The sequence below is a fragment of the uncultured Thermanaerothrix sp. genome (assembly GCF_938028735.1).
Lineage (GTDB): Bacteria > Chloroflexota > Anaerolineae > Anaerolineales > Anaerolineaceae > Thermanaerothrix.
In genome coordinates this window covers 28,033-54,608 of sequence record NZ_CALIMF010000015.1, presented here as the reverse complement: position 1 = coordinate 54,608, position 26,576 = coordinate 28,033, and the positions used below count along the sequence as shown (strand labels likewise).

At 52.6% G+C, this 26,576-nt stretch carries 18 protein-coding genes; 7 read left to right on the top strand and 11 right to left on the bottom strand.

What is annotated here, in order from left to right:
- Positions 1 to 21 precede the first annotated feature (21 nt).
- Complete coding sequence (lhgO, locus tag Q0721_RS09400; RefSeq protein ID WP_299028789.1) at positions 22 to 1,245, top strand: L-2-hydroxyglutarate oxidase; 1,224 nt, start codon at positions 22 to 24, stop codon at positions 1,243 to 1,245.
- Here the strand turns inward: lhgO and Q0721_RS09395 are convergent, their stop codons facing one another.
- Positions 1,246 to 2,787, bottom strand: coding sequence for a M1 family metallopeptidase (locus tag Q0721_RS09395; protein WP_299028786.1), 1,542 nt, complete (start codon positions 2,785 to 2,787; stop codon positions 1,246 to 1,248).
- Positions 2,788 to 2,954: 167 nt separating this feature from the next.
- Here Q0721_RS09395 and Q0721_RS09390 point away from each other — a divergent pair, with 167 nt between their 5' ends.
- Positions 2,955 to 3,599 carry a 50S ribosomal protein L25 gene (locus Q0721_RS09390; RefSeq protein WP_299028783.1) on the top strand — a complete coding sequence of 215 codons (645 nt, stop codon included), beginning with the start codon at positions 2,955 to 2,957 and terminating at the stop codon, positions 3,597 to 3,599.
- Positions 3,600 to 3,691: 92 nt separating this feature from the next.
- Here the strand turns inward: Q0721_RS09390 and Q0721_RS09385 are convergent, their stop codons facing one another.
- From Q0721_RS09385 to Q0721_RS09365, 5 genes are read right to left on the bottom strand one after another with little or no spacing between them, the layout of a single operon-like run.
- Complete coding sequence (locus tag Q0721_RS09385) at positions 3,692 to 4,330, bottom strand: CoA pyrophosphatase (protein WP_299028780.1); 639 nt, start codon at positions 4,328 to 4,330, stop codon at positions 3,692 to 3,694.
- A complete protein-coding gene (locus Q0721_RS09380; RefSeq protein WP_299028778.1) occupies positions 4,308 to 5,174 on the bottom strand; it encodes a tRNA (adenine-N1)-methyltransferase in 867 nt (288 codons plus the stop codon). Before Q0721_RS09380 ends, Q0721_RS09385 begins: the two co-directional genes overlap by 23 nt.
- A gap of 2 nt (positions 5,175 to 5,176) precedes the next feature.
- Positions 5,177 to 5,452: a hypothetical protein gene (locus Q0721_RS09375; RefSeq protein ID WP_299028775.1), complete on the bottom strand. Its 276-nt coding sequence runs from the start codon at positions 5,450 to 5,452 to the stop codon at positions 5,177 to 5,179.
- Positions 5,453 to 5,462: 10 nt separating this feature from the next.
- A complete protein-coding gene (mnmA, locus tag Q0721_RS09370) occupies positions 5,463 to 6,554 on the bottom strand; it encodes a tRNA 2-thiouridine(34) synthase MnmA (protein WP_299028772.1) in 1,092 nt (363 codons plus the stop codon).
- A 5-nt stretch (positions 6,555 to 6,559) separates the two neighbouring features.
- The gene (locus tag Q0721_RS09365; RefSeq protein WP_299028769.1) at positions 6,560 to 7,732 is read right to left on the bottom strand and encodes a cysteine desulfurase family protein; all 1,173 of its coding nucleotides are present in this window, start codon (positions 7,730 to 7,732) and stop codon (positions 6,560 to 6,562) included.
- Positions 7,733 to 7,876: 144 nt separating this feature from the next.
- On the opposite strand from Q0721_RS09365, the gene Q0721_RS09360 reads away from it, so the two are divergent.
- The 5 genes from Q0721_RS09360 to Q0721_RS09340 are packed head-to-tail and all read left to right on the top strand — an operon-like array spanning position 7,877 to position 15,037.
- Positions 7,877 to 9,097 carry a glycosyltransferase gene (locus tag Q0721_RS09360; RefSeq protein ID WP_299028766.1) on the top strand — a complete coding sequence of 407 codons (1,221 nt, stop codon included), beginning with the start codon at positions 7,877 to 7,879 and terminating at the stop codon, positions 9,095 to 9,097.
- Positions 9,094 to 10,893 carry a glucosyl-3-phosphoglycerate synthase gene (locus Q0721_RS09355; RefSeq protein ID WP_299028763.1) on the top strand — a complete coding sequence of 600 codons (1,800 nt, stop codon included), beginning with the start codon at positions 9,094 to 9,096 and terminating at the stop codon, positions 10,891 to 10,893. The genes Q0721_RS09360 and Q0721_RS09355 overlap by 4 nt, the downstream gene beginning before the upstream one ends.
- Complete coding sequence (gene cobC / locus Q0721_RS09350) at positions 10,880 to 11,482, top strand: alpha-ribazole phosphatase (protein ID WP_299028760.1); 603 nt, start codon at positions 10,880 to 10,882, stop codon at positions 11,480 to 11,482. The genes Q0721_RS09355 and cobC overlap by 14 nt, the downstream gene beginning before the upstream one ends.
- A complete protein-coding gene (locus Q0721_RS09345) occupies positions 11,479 to 13,197 on the top strand; it encodes a sugar phosphorylase (RefSeq protein ID WP_299028757.1) in 1,719 nt (572 codons plus the stop codon). The genes cobC and Q0721_RS09345 overlap by 4 nt, the downstream gene beginning before the upstream one ends.
- Positions 13,198 to 13,210: 13 nt before the next feature.
- A complete protein-coding gene (locus Q0721_RS09340; RefSeq protein WP_299028755.1) occupies positions 13,211 to 15,037 on the top strand; it encodes a trehalase family glycosidase in 1,827 nt (608 codons plus the stop codon).
- Here the strand turns inward: Q0721_RS09340 and Q0721_RS09335 are convergent.
- From Q0721_RS09335 to Q0721_RS09315, 5 genes are all read right to left on the bottom strand, one after another.
- Positions 15,029 to 17,659: a C25 family cysteine peptidase gene (locus Q0721_RS09335; RefSeq protein ID WP_299028752.1), complete on the bottom strand. Its 2,631-nt coding sequence runs from the start codon at positions 17,657 to 17,659 to the stop codon at positions 15,029 to 15,031. The genes Q0721_RS09340 and Q0721_RS09335 overlap by 9 nt on opposite strands.
- A gap of 4 nt (positions 17,660 to 17,663) precedes the next feature.
- Complete coding sequence (locus Q0721_RS09330; protein WP_299028749.1) at positions 17,664 to 23,021, bottom strand: tetratricopeptide repeat protein; 5,358 nt, start codon at positions 23,019 to 23,021, stop codon at positions 17,664 to 17,666.
- Positions 23,022 to 23,062: 41 nt separating this feature from the next.
- Positions 23,063 to 23,392 carry a hypothetical protein gene (locus Q0721_RS09325; RefSeq protein WP_299028746.1) on the bottom strand — a complete coding sequence of 110 codons (330 nt, stop codon included), beginning with the start codon at positions 23,390 to 23,392 and terminating at the stop codon, positions 23,063 to 23,065.
- A 70-nt stretch (positions 23,393 to 23,462) separates the two neighbouring features.
- Positions 23,463 to 24,632 carry a sigma-54 dependent transcriptional regulator gene (locus Q0721_RS09320; protein ID WP_299028743.1) on the bottom strand — a complete coding sequence of 390 codons (1,170 nt, stop codon included), beginning with the start codon at positions 24,630 to 24,632 and terminating at the stop codon, positions 23,463 to 23,465.
- 5 nt (positions 24,633 to 24,637) lie between these two features.
- Complete coding sequence (locus Q0721_RS09315) at positions 24,638 to 26,569, bottom strand: ATP-binding protein (RefSeq protein ID WP_299028741.1); 1,932 nt, start codon at positions 26,567 to 26,569, stop codon at positions 24,638 to 24,640.
- Positions 26,570 to 26,576 lie beyond the last annotated feature (7 nt).

Here is a 26,576-nt window from a genome sequence, read left to right as displayed (position 1 = left end):
ATAAGGAGGATTATCACATCCATGACCACACGTTATGATATCGCAATTATTGGCGGCGGAATCGTAGGCATGGCCACAGCCATGGCCCTTACCCAGCACAGCCGCGCTTCGTTGATCGTTCTCGAAGCCGAAGATCGTTTAGCCGCACATCAGACCGGCAACAACAGTGGAGTTATCCATTCTGGCATTTACTATAAACCCGGCTCGCTGAAAGCGCGTAATTGCATTCAGGGACGAGAGGCATTGTACCGATTCTGTGAGCAGCACGCTATTCCCCACGAGCGTTGTGGGAAGATCATTGTGGCCACCCTTCCTGATGAACTTCCCCGTCTGGAGGCACTTTATCAGCGTGGCTTGGAAAATGGTCTTACCGAAATTCGCAAACTCGGTCCTGAAGAGATTAAAGAGTACGAGCCCTACACTACGGGGCTAGCCGCAATTTACGTTCCTTACACGGGTATCGTAGATTATGTTCGAGTCACCCAAAAATACGCCGAACTAGCCCAAGCCCAGGGGGCAGTCGTTCAAACCCGTGCTCGTCTAACCGGATTTCAACAAAGGGAAAAGGCTTTAATCCTAGAAACTACGGCAGGTGCTTATGAAACCCGCTATCTCATTAATTGCGCCGGGCTTCATTCCGACCGCGTGGCCCGGATGTGTGGCTTGAGGCCTGACCTACACATTATTCCCTTCCGGGGCGAGTATTATGATATCGTACCGGAACGCCAATACCTAGTTAAGAACCTGATTTACCCCGTCCCTGACCCGCGCTTTCCTTTTCTAGGAGTCCACTTCACGCGCCGCGTCACTGGTGGCGTTGAAGCTGGCCCCAATGCCGTGCTCGCTTTCAAACGCGAAGGTTACCGTATGACAGACATCTCACTGCGCGATATCGGTGAATACTTAATTTTTCCTGGTTTTTGGCGTATGGGCTTGAAATACTGGAAAACCGGCCTGGGCGAATTCTACCGTTCCCTTTCCAAGCGCGCATTTGTGCGCGCCCTTCAGCGTCTCCTCCCCGACCTGCGCGAAGAAGACGTTGAACGTGGTGGGGCCGGTGTGCGTGCACAAGCGTTGAGCCGCAACGGAGCGCTCTTAGATGATTTTGCCATTTTAGAAACCCCAAATATGATCCATGTCCTCAACGCTCCATCACCCGCGGCTACCGCCTCAATCAGTATCGGTCAAACCATTGCCGAGATGGCATTGAAATCCTTTGAAATACCTGTACGCGAGGCAGTCTAATCACCGAGAAAGATAGTCGCTCAGATACTGGCGGAAGACGGGTTCAAGATCGTTTGGAGAATGCGCCACTAGGACATCCAGTAGGTCATGGGAGTTGGCAATTTTTCCGTCATAACGTTGCACATAATCCCCCAGCGCAGTTAGAAACGCTTTATCCCCCATCGTCCGGCGCACATCTTCAAAAAATTGCGCTCCGCGTAAGTAGACAGCGTTCCGATAGGACTGGTAACCCGCATAATCATAAATACTTTTATCTATCCACCCTGCTGGCTGGTAATAGTTGACCCGATAGAACCACCACCATGAAACCAGTTCAGGGTAGTACGTCTCATAGAAAAGACGCTCACTGTAAGTACATAGAGCCTCATCCAGCCACGGGTGCATGGCCTGATCATTCGCTACCCGCACATACCACCATTGATGGGCTGTTTCGTGTGCAGCAATCATCGTCAAGTATCCTTGAGGCGTTCCATCATATAGGTTGTAGAAACCTTTGCTAAGAAAATAAAGTCCATCGTATTCCATCCCATCCAAGAAATCGGCTTCCACCAGACTGAGTTGGGCACGTGAGTAAGGCAAAAACCAACGGGAATATAAATCCAGGGCCCGGGTGGTGGCATCTAAAGCCGCCTGACCCGCCTGCTCACTTTCAGCGAAGACAAACCCCCGCACCTGCACTCCATTGATCGTTTGCTCTTGCAGGCGATAATCAGGGCTTAGAGAAAGTACAAAATTACGGGCACGCGGATAGTCAAAATGGAAACTGCCATCTAGGGCACGCTCGGCCGGGGCACTGGCAGCAACCTGCCATTCACGGTTGGTCCCCTCAAGACGCAAGGTGACCTCGAAATCGGCCAGTGGGTAAACCAAATGCTCACCGAAGTACCCTGGTGGATGGACCAGCCATTTTCCATCTCGAAAAGGGGGAATAAAAGGATACCAATCCACCAGATTCACCTGCCGGCGGGTAAAACCAAAAATCTGGGGCTTGGTCGTGTCGGAAGGCGGAGGAATTTCCGGTAGGTCTAGCCGGAAAGTGATTGTGAACTCGCTCGTGCTCCCCGCTGTCACTGGTGCCATCCCCTGCAATCGCCACATGTTCGCTGTCTCTGGAATTAGAGTTACCAGCTGATCGTTCTGGAACACCTCGAGCAGTGTAAACACATTTGGATAACGAGCCGGTTCAATGATCAAGGGGAGATCGGTTTGGGTTTTTCCGGTATCGTTGAACCAATTGATCGTGGCCCTCACCTCGGCAGTATGGGTTTCAGGATTTAATTGCAGCCTCAGACGGTATCGGGTCAATCCACTTTCGTTTGTGTTGAGAGTTGTGGAAGTTGGTGCAGAGGTTTCCGTCACCTCAGCCGTTGGCGTTGGGATCGGCGTTGAGAGTGGCAACGTCGGGACAACAACATCCTGATCCGTTGGTGATGGCAGGGAAGGCCATGTATCCTTGACAGGCCGGCAGGCCACCAGGCCAAGCCCCAGGCCTATTCCTAGTACACACCTAAGAATTGCTCGCCCAAATTGCTTTTTTATCATGCCTTACCTCCCGCGCCAGAAGCGGAAAAACCCATAACCTTGACGAAGCAGCCAGAGATGCTTAAAATCACACCCTGCAGCCAGTTCAACTGGCGTCAATCATACCTCAAAAAGAGCGAAGGTAACCTCGATTTGACGAGGTGAGAGGCGCTCGAAGGATGGAAAAAATGGAAAAAGTTGTACTAAAAGCCACCCGCCGGAATGTGACCGGAAAAAAGGTGGGCGCTTTACGCCGCGCAGGCCAGCTGCCCGCAATTTTGTATGGGCATCATTTTGCCCCTACCCCCATTGCTCTTGATCTTCACGAAGCCACCAAAGTACTTGCTGGGCTCAAACCCTCATCCCTAGTGACGATCGAATTGGATGGCGCCCAACACGCTGCCCTGATCCGCGAAAAGCAACGTGATTTCATCAAGGGCACGTTGTTACATGTGGATTTTCAGGTCGTCTCCATGACCGAGAAAATCCGCGCTGAGATTTCGCTCGAATTTGTGGGCGAAGCCCCTGCTGTGCGCGACTTCAACGGTGTACTGATCACCAATCTAGAGGAAGTGGAGGTCTCTAGCTTGCCTCAAGACCTGCCCGAAAAAATCGTAGTGGATATTTCCGGCCTAGCCCATATTGGCGATGCCATTTACGTCCGCGATCTAACCTTCCCCCCCAATGTGGAATGCTTGGAAGATCCGAACGAGGTAGTGGCTGTGATCACGGGCGGCGCTGAGGAAGAAGTAACCGAAGGAGAAGAAGTGAGTTTAGCAGAGCCCGAAGTGATAGAACGCGGCAAGAAAGCCGAGGAACCCGAAGAGGAATAATCTCCTCATCAGCCTTAGCATTGTGCGAAAACTGGATGCCTAATGAGATGGCATCCAGTTTCACTTTATGTAGCCAATATGTACTATCGTCCTTACACCACAAGCTTCAGGGCCTGTAACAACAAATAGACAATATATGCTGAAACACCCCAAACACGCTCTCCCTGATAGGGGGTGTAGAAAAGCACCTCGCGGCGAGTACCATCCCCCGCAGGCAAGATCTCTCGCTGCAGGTGAGCTGGCTGTGCCAACCACGCCAGTGGAATGGTAAAAACTCGCTCAACCTCTTCCTTGGACAATCGTAGGGATACCGGCCAGTCCATCTTACCCACCACTGGGTAGATGAGATAATGCGTCACCGACACCAGCGCCGGTAGCCGCCCTAATAGCATGATCCGCGCCGCCTCAACCCCAATCTCCTCCCAGGTCTCCCGCAAAGCAGCACTTTCCACCGAAGGATCCTCCGCTTCAATTGCCCCGCCCGGAAAAGCCACTTGCCCTCTGTGATTCTGGACATGGGAACTGCGGCGGGTGAAAAGCAAATGCCATTCCCCGGCCTCCCAAACCAGCGGCACCAAAACTGCCGCTGGACGTAAGGTAGCTTTGCAGACAGAAGCGAGAGGATCTGAGACCGACCAAACAGCCTGAAATTCGGCGAGTCGTTGCCGGATAATCTCAATTGTGAGATGTTTCGCCGGATCGGCGGGATCACAAGGTAATCTCTCCGTCATTGTCCTCTAATGCCATTTCCGTTTCCGCAAGGTCTTCTCCAGGCAACGCCTCCATCGCCGCCTGAACCGCGCGGGCAAAAATCAGAAAGCCAGTGTGAGCCACCATGCGGTCTACGGGCCGTAAACGTTCTGGCTCCGGTTTATAGTAGCGTAACAATACCTCGCACACCTCAATCAAAGCAAACGCCTGCGCCCTTAACGCCGCCACCAATCGCGTCACTTGGTTAGTGGTCGGCAAAATACTGCCAAAGAATCCCCCCGGTTTAAGCGCTTGGCGGGCCTGCGCCACATAATCTTGCGGATTAGGCACATCCAGAAATACAGCATCCACCTCGCGTTCATCGAATCCGGCGGCGATATCCCGCAGTTTGAGAGTTACCCGCTCAGCCAGCCCTAGGCGTTGCAAATTCTTCAAAGCCAGGTTTTGCACATCCGAACGCACGTCATAACTGGTCACACGTCCGTGAGACCCCACGGCAAAGGCAAACGCACAGGTTAGAGAACCCGATCCGGTACCAGCCTCAAGCACATGCTGTCCCTCGCCAATGCTCATATTTACCAGAATCAAGCCAATATCTTTCGGATACAGAATCTGAGTTGTTCGCGGTAATTCGCGGATGAGATCAGCCAAGGAGGGTTGCAGTATCAAAAAAGTCTCCCCCATGTGACTGGCAATGCGAGTTCCCCACGGTTTTCCAATAATGTCGTCGTGCTTGATGATCCCGCGATGGCTATGGAATTCTCCACCCCGTTCCAAGCGCAAGATAAAAGTTTTACGCCGCGAACTGACTAAATAAACCAGATCACCATCTTGCACAGAGGTTGAACGCAGATTCCAACTCACGCCTACTTTTCTCCTCGAGGGGGTTCCACCTGAGCCAGCCAATAAGCAAGACCGAGAAATAGACCGCTGCCCATCAACGCACCACCCAGGTTAATTGGCCCAATTCGCGCCGCTGTCCAGTCCAGTAAACTAGCGATCCAGTGACCACCCCAAAAACCCAGATTGGCCGCTGTCAAGTAAGTCACCAGTTTCACCCAGCCACCGCCCCGCCACAGGTGAAAAAGTGCCCCCAGCAATGTGGCCGTGCAAAGGCCCAGCAAGATGCTTGGAATGGTCATAGCCGAATCCTCACCCATTTGATGCCGAAACAATGGTACCCCCACCCACAACCACATCCCCTTGGTAAAAAACTGCGCGTTGACCAGGAGTAATATCCCGAACCGGTTGGTCGAACTCAACCCGCACTTGCTGGGGAGTCTCCACAATGACCGTTGCGGAAAGCGGAGTCGCGGTGTAACGGATTTTCACCTCGGCACGGAAGCGCTCTGCCGGAGGTTCACCCAGCACCCAATTTACCGGCGCTGCGTGGAGTGTTGTCTTCCCCAGTTCCTCCAAGGGGCCTACAATCAAGAGATTTTGCCGAAAATCCTTATCAACCACGTATAAAGGTCGCGAAGATGCCACCCCCAACCCCTTCCGTTGCCCGATCGTGTAAAACGCCAACCCCTGGTGCTCGCCCAAGACCTCGCCCCGCCGATTGACAATCTGCCCAGGGCGCATAGCCTCAGGCGCATGCCGTACCAGAAAATCCCGGTAATCCTCACCGGCCAGAAAACACAGATCTTGGCTCTCCGACCGCTCCGCCACTGGCAATCCAAACTTACGTGCCAATTCACGCACTTGGGGCTTAGTATAGTTACCAATGGGTAGCAGAGTATGACGCAAGTCCTGCTGGCCCAGCACACTTAGCACGTAGGATTGGTCTTTGGCGGCATCCAAGGCGCGCAAGAGCAAAAAACGCCCTTGCTCATCACGGGCGATTCGGGCGTAATGCCCGGTCGCCAGCCACTCCGCTCCTAATGAGAGAGCTTGCTGCAACAGCAAGCCCCACCGAATCTGGCGGTTGCAAACCAGACAGGGATTGGGAGTCATTCCAGCAAGATAGCCCTGGATAAAAGCCTCCACCACCCATTCACGAAATTTCTCTTTTACATCAATGACGTAAAAAGGGATCCCTAGTTTCGCCGCCACGCGCCGGGCCAGCATCATCGCATCTGGGGTACAGCAACGGTTAAGATCCTCCTTACCCGCTTCGCTCCACAAGCGAAGCATCATACCAGTTACATCATATCCTTCTTTGGCTAGCAATGCAGCGGCAACCGAGGAGTCAACCCCCCCGCTCATCGCCACTACAACCTTGCGTGTCCGCTCTGGCTCCATGCTGGTCAGCGTACCCTACTGGCGACCCGGCACTTCTCTACCACAGCCGGTAGTATGCTCAAAAACCGCTCAACATGAGCCTGGGTGGTACCCCGTCCCATAGTGACCCGTAACCCCCCCATCGCCCACTGAGGAGTGAAACCAATGGCCTGCAGAACCTCAGAAGGTTCCGGGTTACCTGTTTTGCAGGCCGATCCCGAGGAGCACGCAAAGCCCGCATGGTCCAGGTACATCAGCAACGTATTGGCCTCAACATGCTCAAAAGCAAATGAAGCATGGTTGGGCAGGCGTTCTAAAGGATGCCCGGTAAGGCGTGCACGCGGAATGGCATCCAACACCCCCTCAATCAACCGATCCCGTAGCGCTCTAAGGCGCTGTGTTTCTTGGTCAAGCGTTTCTAGATTCATTTCAAGAGCTTCGGCCATACCAACAATCAACGGGACATTTTCCGTTCCGGCACGCAAACCGCGCTCCTGAGCCCCTCCGGTTTGGACAGGGAGAATGGGAGTTCCCTGACGTACATAAAGCGCCCCAACCCCCTTGGGGCCATAGAACTTGTGGGCACCGATCGAGAGCGCCGAAACTCCTAGGGTCGCCAGGTCCAATCGTAAATGCGCCACCGATTGAACGGCATCCGTGTGAAGGGGTACCCCCTTCTCCTCACATATGGCTGCGATCTCAGCAATTGGATTGAGGGTGCCAATCTCGTTGTTAGCGTGAATAATTGAAACCAGAGCCGTGCTTGAGTCAATCAAGTCGTGCAAGTCATCTGGATCCACACGACCATAAGAATCCACCGGTATATAATCCACGATGAAACCAAACACATCCTGCAACTGGCGAGCGGTTGTGGAAACCGCGTGATGCTCAACAGGCGTAATTAGAATGCGATAAGCACCCCGGCGTTGATGCTCCGCCAGAGCAATCCCGCGCAAGGCCAAGTTATCGCTCTCTGTGCCCCCCGAAGTAAAAAAGATCTCGCGCGGTTGTGCACCCAATGCCCGCGCAACACGCTCACGTGCTTCCTCCAGAGCAGCTTCGGCCTGCTGACCCTCAAAATGCACTGACGATGGATTGCCGAACGCACTTTCAAAGAAAGGTAGCATGACCTTGATCACTCGCTCGGCTACCGGGGTGGTGGCAGCATAATCCAGATAGACACGTTCCTCCCAGGCCATATCTCACTCCAGATAACGGTAAAAACGGCTTTTCACTTTCGACAATTTCTGATTATAGCACGAGATATCTTTACTCCCCGGTATTCGCAAAAGGCATTTGACAAATAATTTACCTTCAAGATAAACTTTCTAAAGGAGGTTACTATGCACTTTGTCCTGCTTCACTACGCAGCGCCCCCCATCATCGGCGGAGTTGAAGCGGTAATAGCGCGTCAGGCCAAATATTTGCTCAAGGCGGGGCATCAGGTCACCATCCTGGCTGGGCGGGGCGGGACCTGGGATGATCGTATCCCGGTGCATGTTCTCCCCCTCCTTGATTCTCGCCATCCGCAAATTCTCGAGGCCAAAGGCGAGCTTGACCAGGGGCACGTACCGCCAAACATGGATGCCCTGGTAGCCACCCTGGAGAGATTGTTGGAACCCTATCTGCTTCAGGCTGATGTGCTCATCGCTCACAACGTAGCCACGCAGCATAAAAACTTACCCCTTACGGTAGCCCTTTATCATCTCACCCACCGCGGCATCCCCCGGCGGGTCATCCTATGGCATCACGACCTGGCCTGGACGGCCGAGCGTTACCAAAAGGAATTGCATCCAGGCTGGCCGTGGGATCTTCTACGCCAAGCCTGGCCCAATACTATTCAAGTCGTTGTATCCGAGGCTCGGTGTCTTGAGTGGAGTCAGTTAAGTGGATTGCCTTGCGAGAAAATTCACGTTATCCCTGCTGGAATTGAACAAGCCGAATTTTTAGGCCTTTCTGAAGTTACTCGGGATCTCTTTGAGCGCCTCAACCTTGCCACTGCAATGCCCATCCTGCTTTGCCCGGTACGCATTACCCGGCGCAAAAATCTGGAGCAAGCTCTCCAGATCATGGCGGAACTGCATGCGCTCCTCCCTGAAGCCAAACTCATCATCACAGGACCACCGGGCGCCCATAATCCTGATAACCTGAACTACTATCAAACCCTCCTCTCCCTACGTGCCCAATTAAAGATTGAGAACTCCGTTCACCTCCTGGCAGAGTTTCATCCAGAAGGCGTAAGTGATATCGTGATTGCAGACCTTTACCGCCTTGCGGATGCTCTTTTGCTTACCAGCCGCGAAGAGGGATTTGGGATTCCACTTTTAGAGGCTGGTCTCAGTCGCCTGCCCATTTTCTGCACCGGAATTCCGCCTTTACGCGCAATCGCCCAGGAAGACGCTTATTATTTCACTCCAGAGACACCACCCACCGCCATTGCCCACGCTATCAAGGAACGCCTCGAAGGAGATCCTCTCTATCGAGTACGTAGTCGTGTGCGCCTCAATTTTTCATGGGAAGTCGTCTACCAGCGCCAGATTGCCCCCTTGCTGGAGGGCCTATGATTACTGAAAAACGTTTCATCCCCTTTCGACGGGTCGCCGTCCCCGTCCTTGGGCAGGCTTTACCTTACCACGCGTTAAGACTGGCCCACGCACTCAATGCCGAGCTTGCCATCTACCAGATTACCTCTCCTTCGTCCGGAGAGAGAGTTCACCCCCACTCTAAAGGTCACAAAATCTCTGCCGCTTTGCGCGAGTCACTTGGTCTTACCAATCGCGTCCAAGTCCTTTCCGAATCGACTGGATGGGTAGACTTACGCCAGCGCCTGGAAAATGATCTGCCCGATTTACTCGTCCTGGAAATCCCTTATCATTTTCAGGGACTGTTCACTCTCCCTGAGGTCCTTTCCTCTGCGCCTTGTAATTTGGCACTAGTTCGTGGCCCATGGCCGGAATACAAAGGCAACATCCTGCTCCCCCTACGCGGTGGCCCCCATGCTGAACTTGGCCTACGCATGGCTTTGGGTTTGCACGATTATCGCATCACAGCACTGCATCTAGTCGGGCCAGAGCGCAGTCAGATTGAAGGTCCATTCCGTGGGCTGGCGCGTATCCTCCCCAGTTTCCGAGAACTTACCTATAAAACCGCTGCTGCCGATCAACCCGCTCACGCGATCCTGGAAGAAGCCCAACGGGCCGATCTGCTAATTATCGGGGCAGCTGCGCGACCGACCCCCGAGACCAGCGGTTTAGGCCTTACCGCCGAAACTCTGCTCAATCAAGCCTCATGTGCGGTTATCGTCGTTAAGAGCGCCCAACCCCTGCCCACAACTTGGAGTGGACCCGAAAGCGAGCGGATCGGTTACAAAGCCATCTCGGTTTTGGTAGATAAATGGTTTGCCGAAAACACCTTTCATGCGGATGAGTTTGCAGACTTAAACGAACTGGTGACTCTAAAAGAGAAACAAAATCTGACCATTAGCCTGGCTCTTCCGGCACTCAATGAAGAAGAGACCGTTGGGCAAGTCATATCCTGTGTCAAATCTGCTTTGATGGATCAGGTCCCCCTGTTGGACGAAATTATTCTGATGGATTCCAATTCCACCGACCGGACGCGAGAAATTGCCGCCGACCTTGGCATTCCCGTGTACATTCACCAGCAAGTTCTGCCTCAATATGGGGCCCGCAAGGGGAAAGGAGAGGCCCTATGGAAAAGCCTATACGTCACCAAAGGAGATATTATCCTCTGGATAGATACGGATATTGTTAACATCCATCCACGGTTCGTCTACGGCATATTGGGCCCCCTACTCCACTTCCCTCAGATCCAGTTTGTCAAAGGTTTCTATCGTCGCCCTATCCGTGAGGGTGAGAAAATCCAAGCCACTGGCGGAGGACGTGTCACCGAATTGACCGCTCGCCCATTAATTAACATGTTCTACCCCGAACTCTCCGGGGTAATCCAACCGCTTTCCGGCGAATACGGAGGCCGTCGCCGGGCCCTCGAGCGTTTGCCCTTCTTCTCTGGTTATGGTGTAGAAACTGGACTGCTCATTGACGTTTTTGAACATTTCGGACTTTCTGCAATCGCCCAGGTAGACCTTCAGGAACGTATTCATCACAATCAACCCCTCGAGGCGTTGAGTCGAATGTCCTTTCTAATTCTCCAGGCTTTTATTCGCAAACTTGAGCAACGCTACCACCTCCCCATTCTGGAAGAGGTCAATAAGTCCATGAAGTTTATCCGCTACGAAGAAGGCCGCTATTCACTCGTAGTTCAGGAAGTGGTGGAGCAAGAGCGCCCACCTATGATCGAAATCCCCGAATATTTAGAAAATCACCCAGATGGTCACCCCTAAACCCTCTTGTCATCCAACCCAATGCGAAATCTGGGCTGTCCGCCATGGCCAAACCGACTGGAATCTGGAAGGCCGCTATCAGGGACAGACAGATGTGCCCCTCAACACCACCGGGATAGAACAGGCCAAGCACGTTGCTGCTTCTCTAGACGGGCATCACTTTGCCGCCATTTACAGCAGCGACTTGAAGCGCGCCCACGACACGGCACTCATCCTTGCTGCCCGTGTTCACTGTCCCGTTATTGTGGATCCGCGCTTGCGCGAGATCCATCAAGGCGAATGGGAGGGAATGCAGTTCTCCGAAGTGGTTGCTCGCTTTCCCCATCACATATCTCAACGTCAAGAGCAGCCTTTACAGGTCCGACCTCCCGGCGGTGAAAGTGTGCTGGAAGTAGCCCAACGGATGGCCGCTGCCGCCAATGATATTGCCTCCCGGCACCCCGGTCAGCGCGTGCTCCTGGTCTCACATGGTCTGGCAATTGCCACATTAATCGTCCAGGCCTCTCATTTCCCATTTGAGCGTGTCTTTTCCCTAATTCCCGATAACGCTTCAATCACGGTAATTTGCTGGCCCCCCTCGGTCGGATGAACATTAACCCCACCCCCCTTCTTGAGCACCTAAAATTCTTGTATGGAAGCGATACCGCCCATCGCCTCCTGCCCACGTTAGTGGCACGTCTTCAGCGCTTCCATCCGCCGACCATTCCAACCCACCCGCTAGATCACCAAGATGTCATCCTCATTACTTACGGAGATCAGTTTACCGCGGATGGCGAACGCCCCTTAAGGACCTTGCGCCGGTTTTGTCGGCATCACTTGAAAAGCGCCTTGTCGGGGCTGCACATCCTGCCCTTCTTTCCGTACTCCTCAGACGATGGATTCTCGGTCATCGACTTCTATCAAGTCAATCCTGCTCTCGGCACATGGGATGACATCCAAACGCTGGCCTCTGAATTTATCTTGATGGTAGATCTGGTGCTCAATCACACCTCGGTGCAAAACCCATGGTTTCAGGGTTTTCTGAAAGGGGACCCGAATTTTAGCGATTTCTACCTCACTGCCTCCCCTGAGACTGATCTCTCCGCTGTAGTGCGCCCTCGCGCCTTGCCTCTATTAACCCCTTTTGAAACCCCTCAGGGAACCCTGTGGGTCTGGACCACTTTCAGTGCCGACCAGGTGGATCTCAACTACAAAAACCCTCAAGTCCTACTCCAGATGGTAGACGTCTTACTCACTTACCTCGAGCACGGCGCCCGAATCATCCGTCTGGATGCAGTGGCTTATGTCTGGAAAGAGATTGGCACACCCTGCATTCACCTACCTCAAACACATGGTTTGGTGCGTCTCTTCCGAACAATCGTGAAACAGATCGCACCCTGGGCGCTCTTGATCACTGAGACCAACGTTCCACACACCGAGAACCTTTCCTACTTTGGAGACGGATATAACGAGGCGCATCTGGTCTATAACTTCGCCCTCCCACCGTTAATGCTCCATACTCTCTATAGCGGAAATGCGGAAAAGATGACCCAATGGGCCGCTACAGCGCTCAAACTACCTTCCTCAGAGGTGACGTTTTTCAACTTTCTTGCCTCCCATGACGGAATCGGCATCAATCCCGTACGCGGGATGTTGAGCGAAACCGAAATTGAGACCCTAATCACCCGAGTTCAAGAGCGGGGTGGATTGATTTCTTATAAAAGCAATCCAGATGGTACCTTGAGCCCCTATGAGCTCAATATCACCTACTTTGATGCCCTCGCAGATCCCAACTCAGAGGAGCTCTCTCTCCGGCGCTTTTTGTTAGCCCACGCTATTTTAATGGCTTTGCAGGGAATCCCCGGAATCTACGTTCACAGTTTGCTTGGCTCGTCGAATTGGAACGAGGGGGTACGTTTGTTAGGGTACAACCGAGCCATCAATCGCCAGAAGTTTTCATTAAGAACGATTGAGGAAAGACTAAGTCATCCCAAGTCTCGTGAAGCACGTGTGCTTGAGGGCATGTTAGCCCTGATACAAGCCCGGCAGAAAAGCCCTGCCTTCAACCCTTATGGCTTTCAAAGGGTGCTTTCGCTTTCACCTGCGGTTTTCTGCCTAATCCGCCAAACTCCAGAGGCTTCCTCAATCGTGCTATGTGTGCATAACGTAAGCGCCGAATTGCAAAACCTTAAAGTTCCCCTTGCTTCATTCCAACTTTTCGGGACGAAGGGATTAGAATTGTTATCCGGTCAGGTTATCGACTTGAAGGATCCTCTGGAAGTGAGCCTCCCCCCATACGGACTTTTGTGGTTGGAGATTCTATAGTGAGGCCTATTGTATGCAATCCGGTCTGTACGCTCCTCCCCAAAATTCGATTTGCTCCCTACTAAAAAACCGGATCGATTTGATTAATGTTCCCTTCACCGAGCGCGGTTCACGCTTGCTGGTCTTACGCAATAATAACTCGCTGACGATTCGGCTCGCCGAACGATGGCTCAAAATTGACCCCCGCCTCTCTGGATATCGTTATCGCCCGCCACTGATCGAAAACCTGACCTTTTGCGATGAGGCTGGACACCCACTGGATTTTGATCAGGTCACAACGTATCCTCATCTGATCGAAATCGGCACATCCAAGGGTGTTTTTGCACTCACGTTCGCTGACTCTGAAACGCTTCTCATCCTCCTCCCCACAGCCCGCTGCGGACTGCGGTTTATCGTTCACGTCAATCAGGGGCATACGGATCGGCGTGGAGGGATTCTCCATATGGTGGGGGATATTCGACGCAACGTGGCTTACACCAGCGACCGTCCCATGCTTAAGAATCAAATCACCCTTCAGCAACCCAATGAAATTAATGTTGAGATCTTATTCGACCACGGTGATCCCAACGCCCTGCTACTTAACATCACACCCCGTCTGGGCTTCAATCGTTACATTCCTGACCTCCAACAAGCCCTTACCGCGGCCTTGCAACGATGGGAAGAGTGGTTCCAAGCCGTGCCCCGGGTGGAGGGTATTTACCAACTGCAATATTACTACGCCTGGTGGATTATGCGCGCCGGGTTAATATCCACACGCTTCTACACCACCCGTGAAGCCATGGTGCCCTCCAAGCCTTTCTACGTTGGCGTCTGGCAATGGGATGCCTTCTTTCATGCGCTCGCCTACCGCCACGTGAACCCTCGTCTAGCGCAGGACCAATTCCGTGTGCTACTCGACCACCAACGCGAGGATGGCATGCTTCCTGACGCTGTCCATGACGAAGGCACCATCACCCACTTGGATTTTCCAGTAAAGGCAGATGTGACCAAGCCCCCTATTTTGGGTTGGGCGGCTTGGAAGCTTTACCTGAGCACTAGGGACCAACAGTTTTTGAAAGAAATTTATGATGCGATTGTGCATTGGAACACATGGTGGTTCAGCAAGAACGATATCGATGAAGATGGCCTGTGCGAATATCAACATCCCTACTCCTCCGGCTTGGATGACAGTCCCTTGTGGGATGAGGGGATGCCGGTTACTTCTCCCGACTTGAATACGTATCTCTTCCTACAATTAGAAGCCCTCGCAAGAATGGCCAAGGTGCTCAACTTGAGCGAAGATGTTCAACGCTGGCAAACTCAAGCCCAGGCATTGCTCTCACGTATGATCGCAAAGCTATGGGATGCCAAAGCCGGTGTGTTCTGGCCCTGGCATCACGAAAAACCCATTAAGATCCTGACACCATTTAGTTTGTTTCCCTTACTAACCGGGCAATTGCCTGCCCCTATTCACTCCGCTTTGGTTCAACACCTGATCAATCCAGCGGAGTTCTGGCCTGCTTTCCCAGTACCTACTGTTGCCCTCAATGACCCGCACTACAACCCAACCCAGATGTGGCGCGGGCCAACGTGGGTCAACGTTAACTACCTCCTCATCGAAGGGTTGATGCGCACTGGCTATCCCGAACTTGGACAAACCCTACGCCGACGCACCCTAGAAATGATCAATCGCAACCAAGACATTGTGGAGTACTACCACCCCGAAACTGGCGAAGCCTGTGAAAAGGCCGCCCACGTGTTTGGCTGGTCGGCGGCCCTGTTTATCGACTTGGTACTGCAGGAGCAAAAGGAATCGCCGCGTACGCAGGGATCAACGATTACGTCCCCTCCATTAACGTGAGATCGAAACCTTCATCACCTTGCCCTCCTTGCTCATGGTAACCCGGGCAAAATAGGGATGGGCCTTTCCGCCTTCAATCTGGTTCCTGTGGAAAACCAATACCAACGGCTCGTTACTGTTGCCTAAAGCGGACTTTCCAGATACTGGATTGGCCTCTCTTTCACCCGCCGTAGATCGGGCAACATTAAGCCGCCATTCCGCCTGCGCCAATCCAGGCAAGAAGGGTTCCAAAATCTTTTTGGCTTCAGCTACCAGATGACCACTCATCGTTTCGGGGAGAGCCTTGCCATTCGGCTGATCAGCGATGGTTTTCACCCTAGGTCGCTGGAAGGATCGAAACAGACGCTTGGAGGGTTTGAGCAGGTCCAGCCCATACGTCAATGGATCCCCATAGAGCGTGAATGAGATGAGAGTCTTCTGGTCTTCACCGTCCAGAAAACCCTGACGGCGGTTCATTTCTCGCACCAGGGCGATTTTAGCTAGCAAGAGCGCCTCACCCGCTGAATAACCCGCACGCAATCCATTCCAAAAGTAGTAACCGAGCAAATCAGCACCAACCAATGGGCTTTGAACCGCCCCATAGGAGATGCTGGTTGAACCAACAAACGCCAACGTACCAATATCTAAAAAACGCAGAGCAATTGAATCCTGATCGCTCTTACCCAGGATATGACCACCATAACAAGCCTCGCTAAATACAATCCGGGGGGCTTTACCATTCTTAACGAGGTCACCTGGGGTCAAGGCCACTGGATAATCCGGTCCCGGGGTGGGATCATGGGGGTCCTTTTGACCATACCATTCAGCCCCGTCTATCAGCCCGTGCAAATTGTAATAGTTCAATGCCGTGCGGGTAAGCACCTTGGGATTCAGTCGCTCTCGCTTATAAGGCGGTGAAATCCAGAATATTTTCCGTCGGCCCACTGGCCGGAAAGTAGCCAGGGCAGCTCGACGCCATACAGCTGCCGAGTATCCCAAGCCGCGATGCTCCGGGAAGCCCCACGAACGCCAAAAAGCTAACCAACGCTCCCACCACGAAGGATTTCTGCGGCGTTCGCGATGGTATCTTTGCATAGATCGCAGGCTTTGCAAAATCGGCCCTGGATCGCGATCGCGCCCTCCAGGCAAACGCCCTACCGCCCATTCGGGGACAAAGTAATTGCTGTCGCGGGTAGCATAAGGATTATCTGAAAGCACCTCAGTGTCTATATCGTCAGTTGGGTTGGGCAACCGATGGAAAGGAACAATCTCATCCCCTCCTATGATTAGTAACGCGCCAATGCGGCCACCCCGTTTGGCTAGAACCTCATCCAAATCCACTAACGCCAGTTTGAGCGACCATGCATCGGTTTTTTCAAGGGGTTTCATTCCTAAACGTGCCATAGAATCCGCATCATCCGGCAGGAAGATCATTGCACCCCAGCCAAACTCATTGGCTACCACTTCCACCAACTCCTGCATTTGAGCCACGATGGTAGTAGCGGCTTGCTCACCGTAATGCTGTTCTAACCCCACACGAGAAGAGAAAACTACGTAAATTGGAAATCGCCCATCTACATGGGCAATACCACCGCGATTAATCCGTTTGGCAATGGCATCAAGTTCATTTTCAATTTCAAGAACCCAAGGGCTCTTTGCTCGGGGTAAATGAGAGACAGAACTACTCTCATTAGCATTTTTAGGTTCTTCTCCACTCTGCTCCTCGTTCACCGTTCGCTCACTATCCTTATATTCCGGAGAGTTTGTGGCAAAAGATCTAAGATTTTCAACCGCAACATCTCCAACAGAAATCTCTTGCACCGAGGGTTCAGACAATTGGTTCCAACCTAAGTGAGCAGCTACCTCAGCCGGAACCGGAAAATCAAAGGTTAGGGTCAAAGAATCAGGCCAGAGACGCCAAAAAGGATGCCCAGGACCTAACCATCGCAGGATGACCTGGCCAGCGACGTCCATAGTCACACACCGATGCAACAGGCTTGTACCTTCAGCTTCATCCCCCAATGCCAGTTTGCCCTCTGCCAGCGCCAGCGTTAGCCCCAGACAGTCCGGCCAGCGCTGACGATAGAGATTGCTAAATCGAACAACGCTAACCCAATCTTGCAAGCGATGTAGAATTCGAATGTGGGTTAGGTAGACCAACAATTGATCTTGAGCCAGGGTAAGGGCGCGATAAATCTGGTTTTCTGCCTGCTCAAGGTGCCCCTGCTCCAAAGCTTGGCGCGCCTGACGTAGCCTTTCAGCCCATTCAGGCATGGACTCAAGCGGCTCAAAATCTGGATTCAGGACAAACAATGCTGTTTTTGCTGCCTGAGGATCCATATGCGCATTTCCGCGCTCGGCAATATCAAGCACCAGCCGATAGCCCTCATAAAACTCTGGATCCACCTGCAAAACGCGCTCCAAAATAACCTGCCCCTGCTCGATAAGTCCATCTAGCACGAAACTCTTGGCTAGCCAATAGCTCATTGTCAAATCGCCTGGATAAATATTCAACCAGGCCATGGCCACTTGACGGGCAAAACGCAGGCTTCGTGCCTCAATTGCCACCCGAATAATGCTCAGCCATTGTTTACGCTCCCAGAGTCGCGAGATCGAGGGTAGCATAGAGGATTGGTTATCCATGGAATCATGCCTCCTGGGGTTGATGCACTAAATTCAAAGCCACCAGAGCCCCCAACTGACGCTTGATGGCCAGATTGTCCGGAGCTAACTGGGCTGCTCGGCGCAGCATGGACTCAGCAGCCAAATAATCTTTGCCATCCCGAAGTGCTAAGCCATACTCGTAATATACCCGCGGATCCCGTGGGGCAATACGCAAGGCCTGCTGATAGATCTCAAATGCTTTGGGAGATTCGCGCCGTAGTTGATACACTTTTGCCATGGCCAGATAGCCCTCAAGATTCTGTGGATTCAGCCGCAAGGCTTCACCAAAGTGATAAAGGGCTTTATCCAATTGCCCCTTTTGGGAACATATCTGCCCCATCAACATGTGCAGATTTTCCTGATCGGGCATATTTTGCAGCCCCTTAAGCGCCATCGCTTCCGCCTGTGTGATATCGCCTAATGACCAAAACGCTTGTGCTGCCAGCCCAAGCATTGCAGAATTCTCCGGATCTTGGGTCAAAACCTTTTGGATAATGGGTAACGCCTGCGCATAACCGTCCAGTTGACTGATCAGATGAGCCTTTTCACCCAGTAGTGCCACATTCTCGTCCCGGGACTCAATGACCCGATCCAAGTAGGCCAAAGCCTTGCGCTTATCCTCCCTCCGTTCTAGATAAGCCACTCGCAACAAGACAGACTCGGGATCATCTTCCCCTTTCTCTATAAGCGTTTGCGTCCAGGTGTTGGCGTACTCCCAAGAGCCCGTTTCTATTGCCGCCCGAGCAGCCACTTTTAGCAACGTGGATCGGTCAGAAAATTTATCTAGATAGCTCTTAGCAATCTCCACCACCTTTTGAGCCTCTCCAAGAACCCACAGGGTCTGAAGATACTGAAGAACAACTTCTGGATTTTCAGGCGCTAATAGAAGAGCCTGTTCCAGGTGTCCCCGGGCCAATACTCCTTGATTGAGATCCACATACAACCGGGCTAGATTCAGATGGGCTGCTAGATGGTTGGGGCACTCCTGCAACAGGCGCTCCAGAAAGTCAACAGCCCGGGAGGGATTTTCGGTTTCCATGGCAAGGCTGGCCGCCTCTTCTAGCCACCTCCATTCAGAGGGCCACAGATTCAATGCGCGATCCATGGCCTCCAGGGCTACTTCCAGGTTACTCGCTGCACGGGCACAACGCGCCAGCGCCACAAACAAAGGTGGGAAATCGCTTAGTTCCTCAAGAGCCTTGAGCGCCCACATCATCCCTTTCTCAGGCGCCCGCGTTCCTAGAAAAGTGGCTGCGTAGAATTGCATCCAGACATCTTGCATGAACTGCTCTGCCACCTTTTCTGCGCCGGGCCAGTTTTGTAGATGAACCAATGCCACGAGCAAAGCGGCTGCGCGCTCACTGTTCAGCGGTAGGCCAACCAACGCGCGTACATTGGAATAAGTGGGGGCAAAGACACCATATCCCCAAACACGCAACTGTTCAACGAGGGCTTCCTGGCTACAATCTTTCAGTTTTGCCAAGGCTTCCTCAAAGCGCTTCAAGACATCTGGAATCTCAGGAGGCCGGTGATCCTGAATCCCCAGTACATCTGCCCAAGTACAGGCCATTTGGGTTACCACCCATGCACGTGCCAGCCGCCAGTGTGCTATCGGCATACCAGAAAACCGCTCGGCATTGCTTTGCAACAATTGAAGCCCGCGTTCCCAATCTAAAACCGCCAGCGCCGCTTCGCCCAACCACCCCCATTCCATGCCTACCTCATGCTCCTCAAAGACGCCCAAGAGTGCAGCCTGAATAACGGGTCCCAGACGCTCATAAAGAGCACGCGCTTCACGCCACCGCCCCAGTGTCGCCAAGTAACGGACTTTGAGAGCGATGGCACGGGGAAAGTCAGCGCGCCACGCCAGGCTCTGCTCAATCCTTTGATAAACGCCTTCAAGATCGCCTTCTTCCAACGCGAGCTCGCCGGCAAGAAGCATCATTAGTGCACGCCAGTTTCGCTCTGCATCCCCTAACTGTATTGCTTCAAAGGTAGCCGGTTCAACCTCTATAAGAGCGCGCACCTCTGTAAAACGTAATGTTGCCTGCGCCGCCAAAACTGCCCATCCACGATAGGCCAGCGCCTGGGGGCACAGAGTTGCCGCACGTACAAAATGCACATAAGCAGTTTCGATGTCACCTAACCGAAGTTTGAGACGAGCATACAGGAAATGAACAGCACCCCTCGAGAAGTCAATTCCGCCCTTCTGAAGCAAATCATGAGTCCAATCCTTGATATCAGAGTCCTCAAAGAGCGGATCATCTAGCCTTTGCTGCAAGATGGCTTCTAGGACAGCCACTGCTTCCGACGCTCGCCCCTCTCGGGTTAACCAATACGCCTGAACGACGCGAGCAGGTAGCCAATCAGGGGCCATTTCGAGTGTCTCCAGGAGAGCAGCCCGCGCTGTTTCCAGCTCGCCCGCCAAAAAGGACAAAAGTGCAACTTGCAAACTCCGCTCCTTATTCCAGAACTCTGCCTCCCCTTTCAATCGGCACAACGAGTGGGCAGCCAGCAGATAGTTGTTGCGCGCATATAGGCGTTGGCTGAGCATTGACACAACCGTTGCATCCAGATGAGGCTGAGAGGAAAGTGTCGTTAGAATTTCAAGCGCGCGTTCTTCCTCTCCCCCCTCGGCTAGGGCATCTGCCAGTCTTAACCAGTAAGTTCCACATTGTGGAACCAACGCTGTGGCTTGCTCTAATCCTTTTATCTTCTCTTCTATCCACTGCTCTTGATTTGCAAATTGTACAAACCATTCCACAACTTCTAAATCATCTGCAAAGTGATCCAGAAGCCGATTGGCAGTTTCTTGAGCCGCGGCTTTGAGATTGAGAGAGGCATAAACCTCTGCTAACGCCATGTGCAATCTTGGCCACTCGGGACAAAGGGCAATGGCCTCTTCCAGCGCCGCCAAAGCAACCTCGGGCTGATGTTGCTTCAAGGCACTCATCCCAATCCCACCCAGAAGGACGGCTTGCTTGCAATACTCCAGGGACTTTCGATCACTCTCCAGCGTCTGGAAGATACTTAACGCCACCTCGCTCTGCCCCCGAGCCAGTAATACACATCCCATAAGTAATTGGGCATTCTGATTATCAGGCTGCTGAACCAGAAGGCGGCGTAACAAGGCCTGTGCCTGTTCCAACTCCTCTGGTAGAGCATGTGCTCCCAGATTCAGGAGATCTTCATCTTTATTCCACAAGGTTTTGAGATAGAACCATGCCCATTCGGGCCTCACATCCCCGTGATCCAAAAGGGAACGCATCGTCTCTCGCACCTGATGGGCTTCTGCCCCCAACCGTTGCTGCAAGCAGGCCTTCAGGAAAATCAAGTGGGGATCGTCAGGCCAATGCGCACCAGCCCGCATCAAAACAGCCTGGCTTTCTTCATGATAGCCTAACCCTAGCAAGGTCTGGATCAGCAAGAGATTAGCTTCGTAAGAGTTCGGAGTCAAATCACTCGCACGGCGTAAGTAAGGCAGCGCTTCAGAGAGATTCCCTCGCTCCAGGAGAATTTTTCCTAACGCCAGATGAATTTCTGCCGAAGTCGGCAAGACAAGGCTGGCACTGCGAAGGGTGTCGATCGCCTTTGTGACCTCGCCATGACGCTGGTAGTACTCGGCTAGTTTTACCCAGGGGTAGGCCTCAGTAGGACACAAAAGGGTAGCTTGGGTTAAAGCCTGAACGGCTTCCTCCATCTCCCCATTTTCTAATAAGATGACCCCAAGGTAAGCGTAAGCCATGCCGTTTTCAGGCGAGTCGTTTAAGACCCTCTGGCACTCCTCAAAGGCCTCCTGAAACCGCCCCACCTGGATGGCACAGTAAATTAGCGACATTCGATCATTGATTTTATCCTCCAAGGTCTCATCTCCAGTGAGATGTCGCCATTCTTCTAATGCTTTCTCCCAGGCCTCCAAACGCTCATAGGCACGGGCCAGTTTTCGCCTTATGGGAATTGATTGTGGAAAGTGGATAACCCCTTGTAATCCATAAATTAGCGCCTGTTGATAAAAACCCGCCTCATCGCAGAGATCACACATCTGGAGAAAGAGGTCTTCGGAGGGAGAGAGATACTCCAAAACTCGCTGCCCTACTTCAATGCCCAATTCACTCAGCCCTAAACGCTGCAATGCCCTTAACAAGGGCTTGGGATCTACTTTACCCAGCCAAGCCATCACCCTCTGAAGGTGCGCCGCATCTTGATCCTCCAACCAGGAGCGCAATCTCTCAACCAGAATCTGGCGCTGCGCATCTGGAATTGTTTCGCTTTTTCTGGCCCACTTAAGAACTTCCAGTAGAATCGGCGGGGTATTAATATCCCATTCTCCTAACTCCTGTCCGGAAAGGGCCAGCGCATCTCCTAATCCCCATACAGAGAATTGCTCCAAGATCAACCCAGGAAACTTCGTCGAAGCCTCTTGACCTAAAGATCCAGAAGGATATAGCGCCATCTGTTGTATCGCCACACCGGCTTTCCAGTAATCCAGCAAAGCCTGTAATTGTTCTAATCGCTCCAGGCTTCTCGCGGGCATACCGCTCAGTCGAAACAACAACGCTGTCGCATGCAACCAGAACGCACGTTCTTTCAGGTCGCTCCACGTGGTCAGGTTAGAAATATCCTGGTCACACCATGCCTCCAGAGCCCTTCGGGAAAGAACCAACACATGACTTGCTGTGAGACCGGCCAATTCTTTCCGTCCTTCCTGAAGGAGGTACCAAGGCCACTGCACTTGCTGCGACAGAGATTGCCTGAGGATCACCGGGCGCAGATACTCCCACTGTTCCTGATCGCTTAAGGGTTGACTAAGCAAAACGTGGAGCACATGATGATAGCTCAGCGGCTCTGGTAGTGCCGCTAAGAATTCCAACAAGGCATGAGGATCATCTAAGTATCCCCATAGACAAACTAGGGGAGCATTCCACCGTTCAGGATCGGTCTCAAATTGCTCATGAGGCAAGATATTTTCCCAAGAGGTTTCCTGAGCGCGTCGCCATAATTCCAGCGCTACCAACCCTGCTTCTCGCAAATTGCTTGGAGCATGTCCCTTTTCCACCCATCCCAGGAGTGTCACCCCCTCACGCACAATGGATTCATCACCGGCCAAGCGTTGCAGGGCTGAGATCCCCGTAGCATGAACCGTGGGCTGGATTAAGGAGATAGCCAAACTCCCGGCCATCCACAACTCACAAGCATCACGTTTGACTCCACTCAGTGTTCCTAGCACACTGACTTCCTGAAGTGACTCCCAAACAATGGGATCATGGCGTAATGCCCGCAACACCAGGCCCTGTTCAGGCTCGTTCAAGGACGCACGGATCCATTCCAAAAGCAACTTCATAACGGCCTCAACTCGTGAGAAAGAGATTAGGATGAATGGGGTTAGACGATCCGCACCACTAGGAAATAAGAAGCCAGAATCAGGAGCATCCCCACCAACATCAGAAAGACGCCGATCCCCGCCGTAGTGTGTACCAGTTGATTGAGAGATTCGATCAAAGTCGCCGCATTACCAACCAGGCCAGCAATTTCTTCACTAATCCCCTTCTGGACCATTTTGGCAGTTTGAGCAGCCAGACGTTGTACATCGCTTCCCAAAACTCGTGAGATCAGTATGATCAGCCCGCTTAGAAAACAAACCACCCCCAGCAGGAGCAAAAGTCCAGCCATGGTAAAGAAAAAATCATTTTTAGTCATCTCAAAAGGCATCATTCCCATCCTCCTGACTTTAGCAAGCCTGACGAATGGGAATGATGCAAGAAGCATGCCAATCTATGGTTCGTTAACCCTGGATCACATCCGCCGGCAAGTCTCCCCAATCAACGACGCGCCCATTACAGAACAACATTGCCCGTTCAATGGCATGGTTTAATTCCCGAATATTGCCCGGCCAATCGTACTTCATCAAGGCTTCCATAGCAGCAGGTGTTACATCCTGCACGTTCATCCCCAATTTGGCATTGTGGTGTCGAATGAAGAACCCCACCAGTTCAGGAATATCCTCTTTGCGATCCCGTAAGGGAGGCAAGTGCAAATCTACCACCTTTAAGCGGTAATAAAGATCCTGGCGAAACTGCTGCGAGCGGATCATTTCCTGCAGATTGCGATTGGAGGCCGCAATAATTTGCACATCTACCTTGATCATGGTAGTTCCGCCTACACGGCGAATGGCCTGCTCCTCAAGCGCCCGCAGCAATTTGGCCTGCATATCCAACGACATGGAAGATATCTCGTCCAAAAACAAGATGCCCCCATCCGCTACTTCAATAAGGCCATGCTTGCGTTTCTCTGCACCCGTGAACGCTCCCGCCTCATGCCCAAAAAGTTCCGACTCAATCATGGTCGGCTGGATAGCCGCACAGTTGACCGCAATATAGGGTTTAGACGCCCGAGGGCCATTCTGGTGAATGTAGCGCGCTAAAACATCCTTACCCGTGCCGGTTTCGCCTGTGATTAACACCGAAACTTGCGCCTGTGCTGCCCGGCGCGCTTGGAGAATGACCTTCTGCATGGCGGGGCTCTTGCCGATGATAAAATTCACCTCGCGCGTCTGTGCCTCGCGCCAGTGAGCCAGTTCGCGTCGCATAAAGACGATTTCACTAGCGCGTTTCACCGAGTTAGCCAATTGCGACAGCTGAAATGGCTTGGTCACAAAATCACTGGCCCCGTTGCGCATCGCCTCCACGGCCATTTCAATATCTCCATAGGCCGTAATGACGATCATCGGGGGCCGGAAGGACAAACGACTGCTCTCCAAAAGCAGATCTGGGCCATAACCATCGGGTAATTGGACATCCACAATAAAAATGTCACCCTCGCCGCGTTCCAAGCAAGCGCGGGCCTCAGCCAACGTGCTAAAGCCAATTGTCTCATACCCCAGCGTACTCAAATGCTCTATAATGTTTAGGCGGGCATTATCTTCATCCTCAACAACAACCACTGTGATTGCCACTGTGATTACCCCTCGTCTTCTGGAATGGCCGGCAGAAAGACGTGAAACACGGTTCCACCGGGAAAAGAATTGACCTTAATCGTACCATGATGAGCCGTAACAATGCGCTTGGTGATGGGCAATCCCAGGCCAGTACCATGGGGTTTGGTGGTCACGAAAGGCTGAAAAATCCGCTCTCGAATCTCCTCTGGAATTCCCGGCCCATTATCCGAGACAGTGATTTCCACCTGGGGGCGCAATGTCTCCGAATAATTGCGCTTAACGCGTACAGAGAGTACCCCACCTTCCTGGCTCATCGCGTCCATTGCATTGCTGATCAGGTTCATAAATACCTGCTCCAACGCGCGCCAGTCCCCCAGAACCGGAGGTACATTTTCATCTATCTGCACAATGGGGGTAATCTTCAGGCGGGCCATACGTGGTCGCCACCGTTCCACTAAGCGACTTACTACTTCGCCGATATTCACCGGCTCCTGTTTAGGATCATAGGGTTTGGAAAGACTTTTCAACGCCTCCATCTGATGCGCTAAGCGGTTGCAATCGGCTTCCATACGGGCTATTAGATCCCGGTGGGGACTATCCTCACCCAACCGCGCCGCTAGCAACTCCAAACCGGTCGAAATACCATTCAAAGGGTTAAGAACCTCATGGGCAAAAACCCCCATAAACTCTCCCAGGAACGCCCGTTGTTCCAACTGACGTGTTTGAGCGCGAATCTGTTCATTTTCACTAATGTCATTAATCAGGACCACCACCGCTTGAACTTCACCTTCCCGTTCAACTGGCAAGATCTTTAAGTCCGCTGGAAACGACTGCCCATTGCGCCGATGCAGGGTCACACCTGGTAAAGAGGGAAAACTCTTTCCTTGGCTGGCGCTAATCAGTGCTGGCATAACGCGATCTGGACTGATCAGGATATTCTCCACCGTATGGCCCACCACCTCATTTCGGGTATATCCCAGCATCATCTCAGCCGTTGAATTGAGATCCTCAACCAAGAGCGCCGAATCCAGGATCAAAATGCCTTCGTGGCTGTTTTCAACAATGGCCGTTCGAATCTGGTTTTGTCGTTCATAAACAACCTTTTCCATGTGCATTGACTCATTGCGCAGGTAATGCTGAATAAGCAAGTCAATGTAACTGGCCACCAACGTTGTCACTTCCAACAGAAACGGCGGGGGAGATTTTTCCCAATCAGCCACGATCAGCAACCCCACTATTGCTGGCTCAAAACCAAGGGGGGCACTCACTACGTAACTGAGGTTGTGCATACGGGCTACGCGGTGGACCTCGGTATTAATCCGCTTACCTGGCACCCAAATGGTGCTGGCCGTCAGGCGGATTAAATCGGTGTTGGGAAGGGACTCTGGAAATAACGCCTCATTGCCAACCCACGCCATGCGCCGAAGCGCAGGGAACCGACTCTCAGCCTGATAAACCCCCACATAGGCCACCTTAAACAAACGAGCAAGTGAGTTCAAAATCTCCCAAACAGCCTGCTCCAGGGTGGGCTGGCGAAAGAGACGTGGTAGGCTCCCAAGGGTTTCCAGCGCTTGCAACCACCAGCGCTGCATGGAGGCAGAGGGATCTTCCCCCGGCGTGATGCGTAAAGCCGCCCAGGGTTCAGGGAGTCCCAGAGGCACCCACCGCCCAACCACACTGATCACGTTCCCACTCTTAGGATGAAGCACCAGATCCAGATCGCTGCTTTCAGCAAAATCCATGATGTTTTCCCCACCCAAAATGTCCTCTGGGGCCCGTTTCAGCAGTTCACTCAGATAATAACCGCTCAACTCACAAAAGCGAGGGGTAGCATACAAGATACGATTTTGGCGGGTATCAAACAGGAGAACTGGCTCATTACACAGATCCAGCAGCAAGACCAGGCCACGAAAGAGATTGCTCTTGGTATTGCGCCCAATAGGATAAAACGTCATTTACGCC